The organism is uncultured Psychromonas sp., assembly GCF_947489755.1.
In the GTDB taxonomy this organism is placed as follows: Bacteria; Pseudomonadota; Gammaproteobacteria; order Enterobacterales; family Psychromonadaceae; genus Psychromonas.
In genome coordinates this window covers 129,151-144,530 of record NZ_CANLFB010000008.1, presented here as the reverse complement: position 1 = coordinate 144,530, position 15,380 = coordinate 129,151, and the positions used below count along the sequence as shown (strand labels likewise).

Here is a 15,380-nt window from a genome sequence, read left to right as displayed (position 1 = left end):
TTGGTTTGGCGATTACTATCAGATCAAATTCAGAGCATGTTTTCAATGTATTTTTTTCTTAAGATCCAACCTATGAACACCGGCTAGCTTTGTTGCAGCTAAAACAGCTACTTTTACGATTGATAAGGCAGGTTTAAAAGGTAAAGTGATTGGTGTTCAAGTGGGTACAATACACGATAACTATGTCACCGACATGTACAGTGATGTTGCAGAAATTAAACGTTATACAGGGCAAGATCAAGTTTACATTGATTTAGAGAATGGTCGTTTAGATGCCGCATTTGCTAACTCTGATCAGCTAGTGTTGGCTTTCTTAGAAAAAGACAATGGTGCAGACTTTGCTTTAAAAGGAAAGTTAGTAACAGACAAAGCCTATGTGGGTGAAGGCACTGCATTAGCGTTACGCAAACAAGATAAAAAATTAACAGAAAAATTCAATGCTGCAATAGCTGAAATCCGTCAAAATGGTACTTACGATAAGATAGCATCAAAATATTTTAGCTTTGATATTTACGGTGAATAGTTAATCGACTTAATAAGTTAGTTGAATAACTAAAAAACTGACTTGCCAAATCGGTAAGTCAGTTTCTATAAGCTCTTTTATTTCAGCGATGTATTCATTTTTACAATACTGTCACTGCTAACTACTTCTTAACTAGCTAAATCAATCAAGAATGCAAACTCTCTCGCAATATCTTCAAAATGCTTAAAGCGCCCTGATTTACCACCATGTCCTGATTCCATATCGGTATACAACAACAATTGATTATCATCCGTTTTGAGTTCACGTAATTTAGCGACCCACTTTGCAGGTTCCCAATATTGTACCTGTGAATCATGTAAACCAGTGGTTACCAATATATTAGGATAATCCTGTGCAACTACTTGGTCATAAGGGCTATAACTTAAAATATAATGATAATATTCAGGATCGTTTGGATTCCCCCACTCATCATATTCACCCGTGGTTAATGGAATAGTGTCATCTAACATCGTTGACACCACATCTACAAAAGGTACTGCTGCTACAACACCTTTATATAATTCAGGTGCTTGGTTCACGATTGCGCCCATTAATAAGCCACCAGCACTGCCGCCCATTGCAAATACATTATCTTTTGCGCCGTAATTTTTCTCTACTAATGCTTTTGAAACATCAACAAAGTCATTAAAGGTATTTTTCTTTTGCAGTAACTTACCTTGCTCATACCAGTCTCGTCCAAGCTCTTCGCCGCCACGAACATGTGCGACAGCATAAACAAACCCGCGGTCTAACAAACTCAAATTAGCAGAACTAAAACCAATGTCTAAACTATGGCCGTATGAACCATAAGCATAAACCAGTAATGGATTTTGATGAGTAAATAATTCTCGCTTGTAAACTAATGAAACAGGTACTTCTACGCCACCTCTGGCCGTTACCCAAACTCGCTCACTTTGGTAGTCTTGGCTATCAAAATCTCCCATCACTTTACTTTGTTTTAATAACGTTGTTTCACCACTTTCAAGGTCTAACTCATAAACACTTGAAGGTGTCGTAAATGAAGTATATTGGTAACGGAACTTAGTGCTATTTGACTGTGGATTGTAATGACTAAACACAGTATAAACAGGATCGTTAAACGTAAGTTCACGCGACTCCCCTGTTGTAAAATGGATTTGACGTAGCACTGGTAAGCCTAATGAACGCTCTTCCACCACTAACCAATCATCCATTAGTTCATAACCTTCAAGCAGGATATTTTCTCTTGCAGGAACTAATGTTTGCCATTCACCTGGCGCAACCACTTGGAAGGTTTCAACGTTAGATGCAAGTGTATGTAACGCGAAGTTTTTACCGCTATAGTTACTGCGAATAAAGAATTTATCTTGGAAATGATCAACGCTGTATTCGTGATCTCTTTGTCTTGGTAAAAAACAGGTAAAGTCTTGTTGTGGTTGATTTGCATCTAAAATAAGACACTCAGAAGTCATCGTACTATCTGCACAAATAACTAAATAATCTTCTGAACGCGTTTTATATAAATTAAGATAGAAAGTATCATCTAACTCTTCATAAATAAGTTGGTCATTACTCGGCGAGTCACCTAATGTATGGCGATAGACTTGATAAGGCAGTAATGTTTGTTGATCTTGTTTGACATAAAATAGCGTTTTATTATCGTTCGCCCACACCACATCGGTTACATCTTCAATCGCTTCATCTAACAAAGTGTTCGTCGCTAAGTCTTTAAAACGTAATGTATATTGACGACGACTGACGGTGTCTTCAGTAAAGGCTAATAGCATTGAATTAGGTGACAGGCTTAAATCACCTAATTGATAATAGGCAAAGCCTTCTGCTCGTTGATTACAATCAAAAAAGATCTCTTCATCAGCTTCTTGAGAGTCTTTTCGACGAGAATAAATACTGTAATCTTTACCTTCGTCATAACGCGATGTATACCAAAAACCTTTCTTAAAATAAGGCACAGACTCTAGTTCTGGTTCTTGTCTTGCTACCATTTCATCGTATAACGATTGCTGAAGCTCAGATAAAGGTGCCATTACCTGTTCCGTGTACGTATTCTCTTCTTCTAAATAGGCCAATACCTTTGGATCTTTTCTATCATCGTCTCGCAGCCAAAAATAGTTGTCTTCACGTTGGTGACCATGAGTTTCATGTACATGAAGTTGAATATCAGCAGTAGGCTTAACAATATCGACTTTATTGGTCATATTTTCTCTCTTTTAGGAAGTTCAGAACATTTAAATTTTATGCGGATAAATGGATTGCTTACATAACTATCAGAGAAGCAAAACGATAGTCAACAATACCGCGGACAAAGTATGAAAGCTACAAGATAAAGTATTAGCAAGATAAGTTAATAGCTTTAGTGAAAAAGAATGCGTGATGAAATATGAGAAAACGTTTAATAGTGCAACATGACACTATTAAACTAAATGCTAATGGGCATGAAAAATAGCATTATTTACAGGGTAAATAAAACTAAAGTAGCGCTTAAAGTAGCCACCCATTTGCAACAGCAAGGTCTGTTTGTTGCACTACGTATTGCCATAGTTTAGGCGCCATTTTTTCTAAATAGCTATTGCGAGCAAGTACTTGAGATTGACTGATCTTATGTTTAGCCCAACTACCGCCTTGGTTATTCATGTTTTGCACTAACGGCAAAATTCTATCCATGCCTTTAGCAAATTGTGCATCATTAGTTTTCGCTTCTTCAAACTCAAACCAGAGACTTTTATACTCATCATGTTGAACGGTTGGCAACAAACCAAATAAACGTTGTGCCGCTTTTTCTTCTTTCAACGCTTGTTGCTCATGATCTTTTGACTCAGCAAAAGCAAATAAGTCACCAGCATCAATTTCAATAATATCGTGTATTAATAACATTTTAACGACACGGCTGATATCAATTGGTTGCTCTGCATAATCTTGTAATAGTTGCGCTGTTAATGTGATGTGCCAGCTATGCTCTGCACTATTTTCATGACGATCTTTATCTTCTTTGACCGTCGTTTGGCGATAAACGGCTTTCAATTTATCAATTTCAATAATGAAGGCTAATTGTTGCTCTAAATCTGTCATTCATTTTTTCCTATTTTTAAGCGTTTAATACTCTTAAATTCAAGTAATACATTTGCATAAATTCATAAAGTTGCAAAGTACTATCGGTGTAGAGACTGCAAATAACTAAAGAATAGCGATAATAACAAGTTAATGTCCTCCAGCAGGCTCAGGTGCTTTAGATGATTTAATAAAAGGTCCTTTGGTAAACCAAATAACCCCAATCAATACAAAAAACAAAATCCCTAACATATAGAAATAATCGTTCAATGACATCATATAAGACTGTGATGTTACGACTGAATTCACAGCAGAAAGATTAGTCTGAGTGGCGCCCCCCATTTTATCTAAATACTCCACCGCCCCGGGATTATAAATACTGACATGTTCAGTCAAGTTTGCATGGTGAAAATCAGCACGGCGATTCCATATCCACGTAGTTAATGAAGATGCAAAACTAGAGCCTAACACACGCAAAAATGTTGTTAATCCAGAAGCGTCTGCTACTTGGCCATGATCTAGATTAGACAAGAAAATAGTGGTCAATGGCATAAACATAAAGGCAATACCAATCCCCATGAATAATTGCACTTGCGCGACGGATGCAAAATCGACAGAGGTATTAAAGTTAGCACGAAGGAAACAAGAAATCCCTATGACAATAAAGGAAATACTGGCTAAAATTCGCATATCCATTTTATGTGCATATTTACCAATTAATGGCGCTAATATTAACGGTAAAATCCCCATCGGAGCTGAAGCAAGTCCCGCCCAAATTGCTGTGTACCCCATGTAGATTTGTAACCATTGTGGCAAAATAACATTAATGGCAAAAAAAGCCGCATAGCTCAATACCAGTGCAATCGTACCAAAGGTGTAGTTACGATCTTTAAATAAATTCAAATTCACGATAGGATTTTTTTCAGTTAACTCCCAAATCACAAATGAAATTAAAGCGATGACAGAAATACAAGTCATGATAATGATTTGAGTGGATTCGAACCAATCAGCATTATTACCAAGATCTAACACCACTTGTAGCGTCCCAACACCTAGCACTAATAATGCAATACCAATATAATCAATGGGCATTTTAGCCGTCGTATCGATCCGCCCTTTCAATTGTTGCCACACCACAACACAACAGAAAATACCGATAGGAATATTAATAAAAAATATCCACGGCCAAGAATAATTATCTGTTATCCAACCGCCAGTGATAGGTCCAACAATAGGTGCGACTACGGTTACCATAGAGATTAACGCTAATGCCGCCCCACGTTTTACAGAGGGAAAAATAGCAAGCAACAGTGTCTGGCACATTGGAAACATCGGCCCAGCAAAGAAACCTTGTAGCGCTCTAAAAGCGATCAACTCTGGCATGCTAGTGGCTATACCGCATAAAAAAGAAGTTAAGGTAAATAAGGAAACAGAAATAATAAATAGTTTGAGTTGGCCAATACGTCGAGAAAGCCAGCCAGTTAAAGGTAAAGCAATCGCATTACAGACGGCAAATGACGTAATAATCCACGTACTTTGCTCTGAACTCACACCCAAACTACCGGCAATAGTCGGTAAAGCAACATTAGCAATTGTGCTATCGAGTACTTGCATAAATGTTGCTAATGCCAACCCAATGACAGCTAACATCATACTAGGTGGCTGATAGGTTTTTTCCTGCATAGCCGCCTCTACTTCTCTTCCGGAAGAGTAACACCAACATTATCATGTAGGATTTTTTTAATTAATTTATCTGCCTCATCTAGCGAAGTATCATATACATTAGTATTAAGACGCGCCTCTTGTTGAACATTTTTAGAAAGCACAATGCCATCAGTATTTTCAATATCAACATTAGCAACCATAGAAAGCCCAATTCTTAACGGAAACTCAGCTTGATTGTCTTCTTCAAGATGAATTTTAACCGGTAAACGTTGTACTATTTTGATCCAATTGCCACTGGCATTTTGCGCAGGTAATAATGAGAATGCACTACCAGTACCAATACCAAGACTCTCGATTTCCCCTTTATATTCAACGTCATCACCATAAAGATCTGATACTAATGTCACCTTTTGCCCGATACGCATATCTTTCATCTGGCTTTCTTTAAAGTTAGCATCTACCCATACGTTATGAAGCGGAACAATCACCATTAATTGGCTACTTGGCTGTACTTGAGTTCCTAACTGTACGGCGCGTTTAGCAACGTAACCACTAACAGGTGCCACAATATCTGTTCGCGTGTTATCAAGATAACTTTTACGTACACCCGCCACAGCCCACTTTATGGCAGGGTGATTTTCTATTACCGTATTATCAACTAAGGCAAGTGTCATTTTAAACGCTTCTTGAGATGCTAAATAGGCACTCTTTGTGGTATCGACTTGATCTTGATAATGCGTTAAATCTTCTTTTGAAATTGCACCTGATTTAGCTATATTTTGACGACGCTTATAATCATTCATCGCTTGTCGATAGGCGACTTTACTTGACTCCACCTTTGCTTTTGCATTATCTGCTGTGGCATATAAACTGCGCACTTGTCGCACTGCGATTCCTAATTTAGCTTCCGCTTCTTGTAGCGCTATTTGTGTATCACTTGAATCTAAGGTAACAATGATCTGGCCTTTTTCAACATAATCACCTTGGTCAGGTAATACCGAGGTAACGGTTCCGGATATTTGTGGAGAAATAACCACTAAATCACCATTAACATAAGCATCATCAGTCTCTTCTGAATATTTAGCATACACTTCATAATAAGCAAACCAAGCCACGCCAATCACCACCAGCGAAATAAATAATAAAATAAAAGAGGTTTTACGTTTACTTGAACCTGTTTTAGCTGCTTTTTTTGTTGTATTTTCCATGATCGATTTACTCATCATATTATTTATGAATTAAAATTAGGGGTGAATTAATGGTGAAAATTAAGGCTTAGATTCAGGCAATAAACGCATTAATAAAGCACTAAGTTGCTCTACTTCTTTAGTAGAAAGGTCGCCAATCAAAAGAGGTCCTACATTATTTTCCATGGAATCCATGCATTGTGTTAGTAAAGATGCGCCTGTTGCCGTTAAGTTTAACAACACACCTCGTTTATCTTCAGGATTAGGTTGTTTTTCTATCAAACCTTTTTTAAGCAAACGCTCAATCATTCTAGTCATTGAACCTGCATTAATACTTAAGTATTTACATATTTCAGCAGGTGAGTTCATTTCATAATAATGAATAGCAGCCAACACTTTAAATTGCGCTGACGACATTCCTAAAGGATCAAGATACTGGTTTAATAGCCGCTCTTTATGAAGATGCGCTAAACCAATTAATTTTGCTAAAGGAATTCCTAATGATTGAGTACTTAAATGATGCATTATTTTTCTCACTTACTTGCCTAGGCAATTAATAACAAAAAAAGATATTACTGCCTAGGCAACTAATTTGTCAATTCTTAATTAATTTATTCCTAGATACATATAATCAGTTAAATAAATATTTAATTTATTCCTAGATTGGATCTATAGGTTGCTTGGTTATAGATGGCTAAAAGTAAAATTGAATACCACGATTAATACGAATAATAATATTGAGTTCATTGCACATATTATTAGAGAGAAACGAAGCATTCATTTTTTAAAGCTAATTTGGAAGGTGTAAATAAAAGAAGGGTCTTTAATCAAATAAAACTAGGCGTAATCATCTAAATTTCTAATGCTAATTGTTGTAAATAATTTTCCATAAATCGAGTACGTTGAAGCGCTATCTCTTTCCCTACCTCTGTATTCATGGAAGCTGCTAGTTTTAATAATTTTTGATAGAAATGATCTATCGTAAATTTCTGATCATCGGCTTCACGATCAATTGCAAAAGCATCTTCAGGTGAATACAAAGGTCTATCGAGTTGGCTACTTACTTGAATACAGCGGCTAATACCAATCGCACCTAATGCATCTAACCGGTCCGCATCTTGCACAATTTGTGCTTCAAGGGAGTCAGCAACAACCCCACCACTCACACTGTGAGCGGAAATAGCATGATGGATAGGTAATAAATATTGTTCAGGATAATCAATATTGCGTAAAAATATAATCGCTTTATCGGCAGCATGTAATGAGCTCAATGAGCGTAATGCATGATTCTTCGGGTAACTCAAACAGTCATGCAACCAAGCAGCGGGTAAAACAATATTCAGCTCTGCTTGTTCTTCATTGGCTATTTTAGTCGCCAGTTTCACTACGCGTTTAACATGTAATAAATCATGTGCTAAATCGGTTTTCATATTCGCCACAATAAATTCTTCACATTGCTGCTGGTATTGACTAAACATATGAAACCTTAATTTATGGAGTTTATAATGAGAAAAGTAAGCTATTTTATGGGTAAAAATAACCAGAGTCGCTTATAAGATTACAATAACAGTCTAATCTTGTACCACTTCCAGTAACATACTCCCAGAGTTTGCACTGATCAAGTTCCTCTAAAAATAATTAGACATAAAAAAGGCCAGGTAAATACCTAGCCAGTTTTTAACTTCACTTTAAATCTAAAAAGCTTGGGGGTTATTTAAAGCTCTATTATAAGGTTCTGTTTTAAAATACTATTTAAAGCTTTATATTAAAGAATAGTATTAAAGCACTGTAATAACATCTTCAGTCGGTAGACGTGCTTTTGGTGAGCCGTGGTTATAATCTTCACCATTTTTATGGTAACCAATCGCTAATGCAACATCACAAACATAACCCTTTAATTCGTCTTTAAATGTTTCGCCAATTAGTTCTGCATCAACGCCTTCCATAGGCGTAGAATCAATACCTAAACGAGCTAATACGTGTAAAGCATTACCAAATGCAATATACGTTTGTGCTTTTGTCCAATGACCATTAAAACCTTTTTCATCAGTATTTGACTCAACAAAACCAAAAGCGCCCTCTAACATAGCATCATATCTTTCTGCAGGTAAATGACCTGAAGAGACTTCAACATCAACCACTTTTCTATAATCATCTTTAGTGAAATAAGGATTATGAGCAAATAAAATAGTATGTGATGCTTCTTTTGCATGATGTTGGTTGAACTGGTGCTTATTAGCGAAAGTACCATGGAAACGCTCTTTTGCTTGATCACTTTCTAGCACAATAAATTTCCAAGGTTGAGCGTTAATAGAAGAAGCCGATAAACGAAGCGCTTCTTTAAGCACATCCATATCTTCGGCTGAAATACGTTTAGCTGCATCATATTGTTTAGCTGTGTAGCGACTATTAAGATCTTTGATTATTTGATGAGACATGACTTTTTCCAAATTTAAATTAATGATTAAAGAATACTGCTTATGAAAGGATCATAAAGATAATTGAGCAGAAGAAAAAGGAACGCTAAACCCAATCATTATGGTTCATTAAGTCCATAATTTTTTATAATTAAGCATGCCAATAAATTTATCGTTTAAACGGCTATTAAATGTTGGATGACGACCTAATAAAGGCAGTAATTAGGTTTTAAATAAAAGAAGAGATGAAATAATAAAATAGTGTGGAAGCATCACTATAGCGTTGCTACATCAATGCTTTTATTTCAGATACGTTAGGTTAATAAGTATCATTGCAACGATGCCTATTAACCTATTAACTGACGAACTAACGGCTTAATCGTGCGTTCGCGCCTTTTTGCATGGCATTACGAATCTCTGATTCAGTTACTAAATTTAAATCACCACTGATAGATAATTTTAAAACGCTGGCAGCAATGGCAAATTCAATTGTTTCTTGTGGTTCAAGTTTATGTACCAAACCGTGTAATAAACCGGCACCAAAAGCATCGCCAGCAGCTACGCCTTCCATCACATTTACATTATGTACCGGCGTGTCATAGAACTGATCATTTTGGTATAAAATAGCCATCCAATCACTTTGTTCCACAGAGTTAATATCGCGTAAAACACTCGCGACTGTTTTACAATTTGGATAACGTTTAGTGATTTCTTTCATCCCTTCACGGAAATCTTCTATTTGACTGATACCATTAGACAGGTCACCATCAAAAGCTTTAATGCCTAACATAGCTTCAAAGTCTTCATCGTTCGCGACACAAACATCAACGAATGGCATTAATTCATGCATCACTACTTGAGCTTGTGCTGGTTTCCACATTTTTCCACGATAGTTCAAATCACATACCACGGTAATCTTGTTCGCTTTACAATAATCTAATGCACTTTTTAATGCGATTTCTAATTCTTTTGAAATCGCTGGCGTAATGCCTGAAAAGTAGAAAACACCAACATCTTTTAATAAAACAGACCAATCAAACTCATCTGTCGTTGCAGTTGCAATAGAGCTACCTGCGCGATCATAAACAACACCAGTGCCTCTAACGCCGTTGCCTTTTTCAAAGAAGTACATGCCTAATCTTGGACCACCGCGTAAAGAACGACTAGTATCAACACCAAATTTTCTTAATGTACCAACAGCAGCCTCACCCAATGGGTTTTCAGGAAATTTAGATAAGTAAGCTGCGTCATGACCTAATAACGCCAGAGAAACTGCAACATTAGCTTCAGCTCCACCATAAGCGGCCTCAAAAGTATTTGTTTGTAAGATGCGTTCGAATGCTAACGGTTTTAGACGTAACATCATTTCGCCAAATGTTAATATTTTCATTAGTTTCTCCTTTAGTGATCAATAAATTCAATAAAATGGCTGAGTTTCTTTATTCTTGTATTCTTACTCGCGCTTTTATTGAAGTACTTTTATTAACGCTATTTACTTAAGCGTTGCCTTTCTACAAATTAACTTATTTGTATTATTTAAGTATTATTAAATAAAAATCAAGCTGAGTAAAACCAATCCTGATTATTTTTAATAATAAAGTTAACCCAACTATAAGAAACAATATTAAATAAAACCTAAAAAAACACTTAAACAATTGAAATATAACACCAATAAACATAAGAAAGAGAAGATAAAAAGGTTTTGATATTGATTAGTTTATTGATAGATAGGAATATACATTTTTTGTAAAAATAAAAAATAAAGGTGAATACTTAACAAGTAATTTAATGATAAAAATGACTTAATAAGTCACACAAAAAAGTTGTAGATCATAGATTATATGATGAGAGGTAAACCTGAAATATCAGGAGTAATGAGTGCACGTGGCATAAACGGCAGTAAAACCAGTTAAATGCCTTCAAATTTAATAAGAGATCAAAAGCTATTTGACAAATTCTGCGTAGATTTCTAAATCGATTTCATCACCGACGATAGGAATGTAACTGTCCATGCCAAAATCTGAACGTTTAATTTTTCCCACTGCACTAAAACCAAGAGTATAGTTACCTGTTAACCAGTTATCGGCACCACCATGAAAAGTCGCTTCAAATGTGACAGATTTTGTTACCCCTCTTAATGTTAAATCGCCGGTAAAGTTAAAAACAGTATCAGATACCGGTGTCACGGTATGACTTACAAAAAATGCTTGCGGGTATTGTGTACTACTAAACCAAGTATCATTTTGTAATGTTTCGCTTAAAACATCATTATTAATATCGATGGAGTTAATATCTACAACAGCTTTTAATGATGCGGCAGCCATATTCTTTGGATCAAAATTAAGTTGAGCATCAAACTTATTAAAACGTCCCACATAAGTTGATAACCCTAAATGCTGAATTTTAAAAAGTAAGGCAGCATGTTTTGGATCAAGCTGATATTCACCGGCTTGTAATTCAACTAACTCAGATTTTACATTAGGCGCTAACCAGCTAACGCAACCGGATACCAATAACATAGTTAAAAGTATTAATAGAGTATGGTTAACAATGCGTTTGTTTTTCATTAAAATCCTAGAAGTTAAATGTTAAGTGTTAAGTATGAAGTATGAAGTATTGAGAATAATATTTATTGGTTACAGTAACAGCTTGGTTTTCTTGGGCAAACGGCTCCTCGAACACAAATAAGCTGTGCTTCTTGCTCAATACCACGTGCTATCCAATTAATATTAAGAATACGTGCAACGCTATTGAGTATTTTCTTGATTTTAGGCGGGATCTTGCTCGATCCCCCACTCTCTACACATAGCCTTTGCAGCTCATCCACTAATGCAACTGAGTCGTGTCCTTGCGCATCAATCGCTGAATTTAACTCAATGCCAGCACATAATACGTGGCTGGCATCATTAAGATCTTTAACCTTAATAGATTCACAACAATAAATTTTAGCAATACCATTTTCCGTTAAAATAGAAAACTGTGCCGCCGTTCCTTCAGCTTGTTTTTCTAACATTCTAAAAACAGACCAATGTTTACAAGGATCATGTGCAATGGTCATATTCCCCCAAGGCAATGGGATACCGTTCCCCCGATATACGGCCCTTAATTTTCCTTGACCATAAGCATCGAAATAGTGCCAATGCGGATAAGCAGAAACCGCAGTCATACGTCGCATGACCACTGCCTCTGATACCTCTATTTTTTTACAAATATCAATTTCATAACCATGTTGGTCCAGTAATTGACGAAAAGGGACTTTAGGACACAGTAAAGCAGCGGCAAAAAAACTGCATTCAAAATCACGCCACGCATGTAAAATATCTTGTGCGTCTAATTGGCTGGAAGACGTGGTTTGATTATGTTGGCTATCGTATTGAGCGCGCTCACCTGCCACCATAATACTTTTTTCACCATCACTATTATGTAAAACACTATGGCCGATATGCACTGCCAGCTCATATTTAAGGCGCGTGGTATTTTTTTTGAGTATTTTATTTAAGTACACAGTATGAGGCGGTTTAAAAAATGAAGTCACCATTTTATTGCTGTTGTTACTATCATATTCACTATCTGGTAAACGTGTAAACCAGCTTATTTTCAATCCGCGTGCTTCACTAATTTCAATTAAATCATCAACATGAAGTGGCATTTTTTTCAAACCCACCTCCTCAGCAGCACGCTCTAAATCAGGAAAATGGTTTTGATGATGCTCTTGGTGTGCGCGAATTAATAAGTGTGCAAATTGCCGCCCCGTTGTCCCCGTTTGCGACAACATTTCTGGAATAGCGATTTGTAAAATTTCATTTGAAAATAAAAAACTAGGCTCGAGTGCCATCCCACGAATACCACCGCGATTACCTTTGGTAGGGATAATGTCTTGCACTTCGGCAGCGTCATCTAAAAACCACTCTGGTTGCTTTTGAAATACCGTCGCAATCACTTCTAGCATCTCTTCCCTAGGCACTCGCTTACCACGTTCGATCATCGATAAGTAAGAAACTGAAGGCGCATATTCTGCATCTAATTTAATACATCTCGATGATAAATCATCCAAAGTTAAACCATTACGTTTGCGTAAATTACGTATTTTTGTTCCTAAGTAATGAGATTGTCTTGCCAAGCTCTTTTTTATTTTCATTTTGTAAAATTTACTCTGTGTAATTTTCTTTGTGAAATTATATGAATTATTTCTTTATAGTGACAACAACTGATTAACAAACGAGCAACAAAAGTTCAATAAATGTGCACTCGAAGGTTATTCAATATCTAACTAAAATTTAATTGATGATATCTAGGAGACGAAATATGAATTTACCTCAAGAGAAACAATGCCTGACTAATCCTGAATTTTATCAGTTTATTAATGATGAAGTTTTACCGCAAACATCACTCAACAGTGCTCATTTTTGGGCCGATTTAAATTGCTTAATTAATGATTTTTCGCATCAAAATACCGCTTTGTTAAATACGCGTCGTCAGATGCAACATAAAATTGACCAATGGCATCGTGAAAATACCTTAGCTAAAAATATTAGCCCAGAACATTGCACAAAAGCTTACCAGGCATTTTTACAAAGTATCGGCTATCTAACACCAATGGTTGATGACTTCACTATTGAAACTGAAAATGTTGATGCTGAAATATCAACAATGGCAGGTCCGCAACTAGTCGTACCGGTAAGTAACGCACGCTTTGCATTAAATGCTGCTAATGCTCGATGGGGAAGTTTATACGATGCTTTCTATGGCACAGATGTTATTGCGAATACCGATGAGTTAACCAATAAAGAAGGATTTAACCCACAACGTGGCCAAGCCGTTATTAATAAAGCCAAAGATTTTTTAGATGAGCAATTTCCATTAACAACAGGCTCTCACCATGATGTAACGAGTTACTTAGTTTATTACCAACATATACTGGCTTTTTTAACCGATGGGACAGAAACAGGTTTACAAAACCCATGTCAATTTGTTGCCTTTGATGGCTCTAAAACATCACCGACTTACTTATTACTCAAAAATAATGGATTACACGTTGGCTTGCATATTGACTGTACAGGCAAAATTGGTGCAAACGATAAATCAGGCATTGATGATATTCAGATGGAATCTGCACTCACCACGATTATGGATTTTGAAGACTCTGTTTCTACCGTTGATAGTAGCGATAAAGTTGAAGCTTACCGTAATTGGTTAGGTCTTATGCAGGGGAACCTTGAAGCAACCTTTAACAAAGATGGTCAGCCGCTTACTCGTAAATTAAATTACGATCGTAAGTTCACCGCAAAATCTGGTGGGGTTTATTGTGTACCTGGTCGTTCAGTATTGTTAGTGCGTAATGTCGGCCATTTAATGGGAACTGATTTAATTCAAGACCCCGATGGTAATAACGCACCAGAAGGTATTATTGATGGCGTGATTACAGCATTAATTGCTAGCCTAGATCTTCAAAAAGGTGAAAAAGATAACTTTAGAAATAGCCGCACAGGTAGCATTTATATTGTGAAACCAAAAATGCATGGACCTGATGAAGTACGTTTTACTTGTGACTTATTTAGCCGTATTGAACAGATGCTTGACCTACCAGAAAACACGCTGAAGTTAGGCATTATGGACGAGGAACGCCGCACCACCTTAAACCTCAAACAATGTATTTATGAAGCTAAATCACGTGTGGTATTCATCAACACCGGGTTCTTAGACAGAACGGGAGATGAAATTCATACCAGTATGTTAGCCGGTGCATTTCATCCAAAATCAGCCATTAAACAAGAACCATGGATCAGCGCTTACGAAAATAATAACGTTGAAATTGGCCTTAGCTGTGGTTTTTCAGGTAAAGCACAAATCGGTAAAGGGATGTGGGCTATGCCAGATGAAATGAATCAAATGATGAAAGAAAAAATAGCACACCCACAATCGGGCGCTAATACCGCTTGGGTACCTTCACCAACTGCTGCAACATTACATGCCTTACATTATCACCAAGTTGATGTTTTTGCAGAGCAGAAAACCATCATTAACCGACCACCAGCAAGCATGACAGACATACTTACTCCGCCTGTTATGCCTGAAGGGTTGACATTAACAGAAGCGCAAATTTCAAGTGAACTCAATAACAATGTGCAAGGCATTTTAGGCTATGTAGTGCGCTGGATAGAAATGGGAATTGGCTGTTCGAAAGTACCCGACATTAATGACATTGGCTTAATGGAAGACAGAGCAACTTTGCGTATTTCTAGTCAACATATTAGTAACTGGTTAATGCATAACGTATGCACTGCACAACAAGTAACGAGCGTCATGGAAAACATGGCTCAGATTGTTGATAAACAAAACCAAGGTGTATCAGGCTATCGCAATATGAGCCCTAACACTGAAGACAGTCTTGCGTTTCAAGCAGCAAAAGCACTTATTTTTGAAGGAGATAAACAGCCAAATGGTTATACAGAACCATTACTGCACGAGTACCGTGCTTTAGCAAAACAAGCATTAGCAAAGCAATCGTAAATAAAGTAGCCGTAAATAATGCAGCTATTAACA

Annotated in this window: 11 protein-coding genes and 1 pseudogene; 2 read left to right on the top strand and 10 right to left on the bottom strand. The window is 36.7% G+C overall.

From position 1 onward, the window contains the following. Positions 1-94: 94 nt before the first annotated feature. Positions 95-523 (top strand): annotated as a pseudogene (locus Q0794_RS06775) (transporter substrate-binding domain-containing protein); the annotation flags it as partial. Between the two features lie 128 nt (positions 524-651). Here the strand turns inward: Q0794_RS06775 and Q0794_RS06770 are convergent. The 10 genes from Q0794_RS06770 to Q0794_RS06725 form a co-directional block, all read right to left on the bottom strand. Then, entirely contained in the window at positions 652-2,718 is a 2,067-nt protein-coding gene (locus tag Q0794_RS06770) for a S9 family peptidase (protein ID WP_298940980.1), read from the bottom strand. A 283-nt stretch (positions 2,719-3,001) separates the two neighbouring features. Further along, entirely contained in the window at positions 3,002-3,589 is a 588-nt protein-coding gene (locus Q0794_RS06765) for an HD family hydrolase (protein ID WP_298940979.1), read from the bottom strand. Between the two features lie 129 nt (positions 3,590-3,718). Then, positions 3,719-5,251 carry a DHA2 family efflux MFS transporter permease subunit gene (locus Q0794_RS06760; protein WP_298940978.1) on the bottom strand — a complete coding sequence of 511 codons (1,533 nt, stop codon included), beginning with the start codon at positions 5,249-5,251 and terminating at the stop codon, positions 3,719-3,721. 8 nt (positions 5,252-5,259) lie between these two features. Further along, on the bottom strand, positions 5,260-6,441 hold the full coding sequence (locus tag Q0794_RS06755) for an efflux RND transporter periplasmic adaptor subunit (protein WP_298940977.1): 1,182 nt from the start codon (positions 6,439-6,441) through the stop codon (positions 5,260-5,262). Positions 6,442-6,501: 60 nt separating this feature from the next. Further along, positions 6,502-6,957, bottom strand: a complete 456-nt coding sequence (locus Q0794_RS06750; RefSeq protein ID WP_298940976.1) for a MarR family transcriptional regulator — start codon at positions 6,955-6,957, stop codon at positions 6,502-6,504. A 314-nt stretch (positions 6,958-7,271) separates the two neighbouring features. After that, positions 7,272-7,898 carry an HD domain-containing protein gene (locus tag Q0794_RS06745; protein ID WP_298940975.1) on the bottom strand — a complete coding sequence of 209 codons (627 nt, stop codon included), beginning with the start codon at positions 7,896-7,898 and terminating at the stop codon, positions 7,272-7,274. 300 nt (positions 7,899-8,198) lie between these two features. Then, positions 8,199-8,858: a nitroreductase family protein gene (locus Q0794_RS06740; protein WP_298940974.1), complete on the bottom strand. Its 660-nt coding sequence runs from the start codon at positions 8,856-8,858 to the stop codon at positions 8,199-8,201. 346 nt (positions 8,859-9,204) lie between these two features. Further along, positions 9,205-10,227 carry a sugar kinase gene (locus Q0794_RS06735; protein WP_298940973.1) on the bottom strand — a complete coding sequence of 341 codons (1,023 nt, stop codon included), beginning with the start codon at positions 10,225-10,227 and terminating at the stop codon, positions 9,205-9,207. A 553-nt stretch (positions 10,228-10,780) separates the two neighbouring features. Further along, positions 10,781-11,404, bottom strand: coding sequence for a YceI family protein (locus Q0794_RS06730; RefSeq protein ID WP_298940972.1), 624 nt, complete (start codon positions 11,402-11,404; stop codon positions 10,781-10,783). Positions 11,405-11,466: 62 nt separating this feature from the next. Further along, positions 11,467-12,975, bottom strand: coding sequence for a DUF3612 domain-containing protein (locus Q0794_RS06725; RefSeq protein ID WP_298940971.1), 1,509 nt, complete (start codon positions 12,973-12,975; stop codon positions 11,467-11,469). 167 nt (positions 12,976-13,142) lie between these two features. On the opposite strand from Q0794_RS06725, the gene Q0794_RS06720 reads away from it, so the two are divergent. Then, a complete protein-coding gene (locus tag Q0794_RS06720; RefSeq protein ID WP_298940970.1) occupies positions 13,143-15,347 on the top strand; it encodes a malate synthase G in 2,205 nt (734 codons plus the stop codon). The last annotated feature ends 33 nt before the right edge of the window (positions 15,348-15,380 follow it).

What these genes read in the sequence shown, in the direction of transcription:
- Q0794_RS06765 (WP_298940979.1), bottom strand. Translation starts at nt 3,589, where the DNA reads ATGACAGATTTAGAGCAACAATTAGCCTTCATTATTGAAATTGATAAA.
- Q0794_RS06770 (WP_298940980.1), bottom strand. Translation starts at nt 2,718, where the DNA reads ATGACCAATAAAGTCGATATTGTTAAGCCTACTGCTGATATTCAACTT.
- Q0794_RS06745 (WP_298940975.1), bottom strand. Translation starts at nt 7,898, where the DNA reads ATGTTTAGTCAATACCAGCAGCAATGTGAAGAATTTATTGTGGCGAAT.
- Q0794_RS06725 (WP_298940971.1), bottom strand. Translation starts at nt 12,975, where the DNA reads ATGAAAATAAAAAAGAGCTTGGCAAGACAATCTCATTACTTAGGAACA.
- Q0794_RS06760 (WP_298940978.1), bottom strand. Translation starts at nt 5,251, where the DNA reads ATGCAGGAAAAAACCTATCAGCCACCTAGTATGATGTTAGCTGTCATT.
- Q0794_RS06730 (WP_298940972.1), bottom strand. Translation starts at nt 11,404, where the DNA reads ATGAAAAACAAACGCATTGTTAACCATACTCTATTAATACTTTTAACT.
- Q0794_RS06735 (WP_298940973.1), bottom strand. Translation starts at nt 10,227, where the DNA reads ATGAAAATATTAACATTTGGCGAAATGATGTTACGTCTAAAACCGTTA.
- Q0794_RS06720 (WP_298940970.1), top strand. Translation starts at nt 13,143, where the DNA reads ATGAATTTACCTCAAGAGAAACAATGCCTGACTAATCCTGAATTTTAT.
- Q0794_RS06740 (WP_298940974.1), bottom strand. Translation starts at nt 8,858, where the DNA reads ATGTCTCATCAAATAATCAAAGATCTTAATAGTCGCTACACAGCTAAA.
- Q0794_RS06755 (WP_298940977.1), bottom strand. Translation starts at nt 6,441, where the DNA reads ATGGAAAATACAACAAAAAAAGCAGCTAAAACAGGTTCAAGTAAACGT.